Consider the following 3,234-nt stretch of genomic DNA (forward strand, 5'->3'; position numbering starts at 1 on the left):
GCAGCAGGGCGGCCAGCCGGCGGCCGTGCGCGGCGCTCAGCACGGCGATGCCCCGGCCGGCGGCGGCCTGCTCGTTCTCGGTGTCGCGGTTCATGCCGACCCCGCTCCACAGGCCCCAGGAGATCGTCCAGGCCGGGGTGCCGGTCTCCCGGCGCAGCCGCTCGACGGTGCTCTCCAGGTAGCGGTTGGCGGCGGCGTACCCGGCGGAGCCGACCGCCTCCTGGAGGCCGATCATCGAGGAGAAGGCGACGAACTGGGCGCCGGGACGCTGCCGGACCAGCTCGATGAGGTGGTCGGTGCCCTCGGTCTTGGTCCGGACGGCCTCGCGCCAGTCCTCGGTACCGGTGTCGGCGAGGAGCGTGAGCCGGTAGCCGCCGGCCAGGTGGAGCACGCCGTCCAGCGGCGCCTGCCACTCGCGCTCGGCCTCGGCGAGTACCTCCGCCAGTTGATGACGATTCGTCACATCGGCCTGGCGGTAGGTGACCTGGCCGCCCTGGGCGGCCAGTCGGCGCAGCGCGGCCCGGCGCTCGGCCGCCTCGGCGGTCGGCGCGTCCAGGTCGCTGCGGCCGACGATCAGCAGTCGGGAGCCGTACTCGCGCAGCAGTCCGGGCAGCAGCTCGGCGGCGATCCCGCCGAGGCCGCCGGTGACCAGGTAGCGGGCGCCGGGGGTGAGCAGTGAGCAGCCTTCCCCGGCCGGTTCGGGGGCGGCCTCGGCCGGTGCCAGCAGGGGGACCCAGGGGCGGCCGGCGCGCCAGGCGGACTCGGGCTCGGGGCGGGGGTCGGCGAGCAGGGCGAGCAGCGCGGCGGCCTGCTCCGCGACCGGCGCGTCACCCGGCAGGTCGAGGTGCCGGGCGGCGGGCACCAGCTGCTCGGCCCGTGCCCCGGCGGTCAGTGCGGCGCTCAACGCGCCTCGGGGGCTGGGGAGTTCGCCGGGGAGCACGGCGTGCAGCCCGGCGCTGACGGAGACCAGCTCGCGGACCGGCGCCCGCGTCGGGAGCGCCCGCAGCAGGGCAAGCAGCGCCTCGTCCGCAGCCTGGTCCGAGGTGTCGGCCGTCGCGCTCCACAGGTAGACCAGCCGGTCGGCGGTCCGGTCGCCGGGGGCCCGCAGCCAGTCCTCGGGGTCGGCGGTCGGCGGGCGGTCGACCACCAGGGCGTTCGGCAGGGCGGCGGCCAGCGCCTCGGTGAGGGTGCCGGGGCCGGACGGGCCGAGCAGCAGGATCGTTTCCTCAGCCAGCGATGAGGCCGGGGCCGCCAGGGCTGCCGGGTTCGCCGCCACCGGGCGGGCCTCCCAGCCGAGCTGCCGCACGCAGTCCGGCAGCGTCCGGGAGTTGGCCTCGGCCAGGTCCAACGCGACGATGTGGTCGTCGAGTTCGCCGTCCAGCAGCCGCCCGCGCAGCGCGGTGCGCTGGATCTTGCCGCTGGTGGTGCGCGGGAAGTCGGCCGCCGGGACGGGAAGCACCAGGGCGGGGGCCGGCTGCCGGCGGGCCGCCAGCAGCCGCCGCACCTCGGCGGCGACGGGCGGCGCGGGCGCGTCCGGCTCGCTCGGGACGTAGGCGATCACCAACTGCTCGGTGCCGGTGCGTTCGTCCGGTACCCCGAAGGCCGCGACGTGCCCGGAGCGCACCCCCGCCACGGAAGCCACCACGTCCTCCAGCTCGTGGCAGAAGTAGTGCACGCCGTTGACGATGATGATCTCCTTGCGACGGCCGGTGAGCACCACCTCGCCGTCGACCAGGAAGGCCAGGTCCCCGGTGTCGAACCAGCCGTCGCCGACGAAGGCCTCCTGGTTGGCCGGCGGGTTGTGCAGGTACCCCGGTGTCACCCGGCCGGAGTGGACCTGGAGCCGGCCGACGCGGAGCTCGGGCAGCGCCCGTCCGGCGTCGTCGGCCACCCGCATCCGGGTGCCGGGCGCGGGCCGGCCCATGCTGAGGAAGGCGGTGCCGCGCTCCGCCGAGTCCGGGTCCGCGGGCTCCAGCCGGCCGGTCAGCGAGTCGGTGCGCACCAGCCGGCGGGCGCCGTCCTCGTGGTAGCGCTTGTAGGCGATCGCCGTGCAGGTCTCGGCCATGCCCCAGGCCAGCAGCATGTGCTCGGGGCGGACACCGAACGGGGCGGTGGCGGCCAGGAACTCGTCGATCACCGCCTCGGTGCACTGCTCCCCGGCGTTGATCAGCGACTTGACCGAGGACAGGTCCCAGTGGCGGCCGGGCCCGGCGGCCCGGACGGCCTCGGCGACCAGCCGGAAGCCGAAGTTGGGCGACCAGGAGTGCGCCGCCCGGTAGCGCTCCAGCGCGTCCAGCCAGACCAGCGGGTCGGCGAGCACGAGTTCGGTGGGGATCTGCACCTGGTCGGCGGCCAGCACCACGTCGCGCAGGTGGAACATCAGCAGTCCGGCGACGTGGTCCAGCGGCAGCCAGTTGACCGTGGTGTCGGCCGGATCGGTGCCCTGGGCGACGGCCCCCGCCACGTACTCCACGATGCCGCGGTGGGTGATCTGCACCGCCTTGGAGCGCCCGGTGCTGCCGGAGGAGAGCTGGAGCATCGCGACGTCGGCGGGGGCGGGGGCGTGCTCGGGGGCGGGGCCGTCCGGCAGCCCTCCCTCGGCGGGCCGGTCGACCGCGATCACCCGCAGGCCCGGCGCCGGGTAGAGCTCCCCGAGCCGCTCCAGGCCCGCCACCGCGGGCCCGCAGACGAGCACCGGCGGCTCCTCCAGGGTCTGCCAGGCGTGCCAGAGCTTCTCCAGGACGGGGTTGCGCTCGTGGTAGTCCGGCGGGCGGGCGACCGTCACCGGCTGCATCCCGCCCAGGAAGCAGGCCCACAGGGTGGGGAAGTAGAACTCGGGGTCCGGGACCTGGAGGATCACCCGGTCCCCGGCCCGCAGTCCGGCGGCGGCCAGGATCGCGAGGATCTCGCGGGAGCGGTCGAGGAGTTGACGGTACGTCAGTCTGGTGGCCTCGCCGCCCGCCCGGATCAGGTGGAGTCCGCGATCGGGGTGCAGCTCGGCGGCGCGCAGCAGTGCCTCGGGCAGTGTCCGGGGCGCGTCCGGCCCGGGGGCGGGCAGCGGGGCGCCGAGGGTCTCCGTTCCGAGGGCTTCGGCGTCGGGGCCCTCGGAATCGGCCTCCCCGGGGGCGGCCGTGGGCTGCGCCGGGGCGGCGCCGGCCGTCGCCGGGGCCGCCCCGAACGGGCGCCAGTGGTCGGTGAGTTCGCGCAGGTGGCGCAGGGCCGGTCCGGGTGCGG

At 76.3% G+C, this 3,234-nt stretch carries 1 protein-coding gene; it reads right to left on the minus strand.

Annotated elements, in window-relative coordinates; all coding sequences use genetic code 11:
- Positions 1 to 3,234, minus strand: a 3,234-nt coding sequence (locus ACFU6K_RS34830; protein WP_380669986.1) for an SDR family NAD(P)-dependent oxidoreductase, incomplete at both ends; no start/stop codon positions are given.

Source organism: Kitasatospora sp. NPDC057512 (assembly GCF_042802135.1).
GTDB lineage: Bacteria > Actinomycetota > Actinomycetes > Streptomycetales > Streptomycetaceae > Kitasatospora.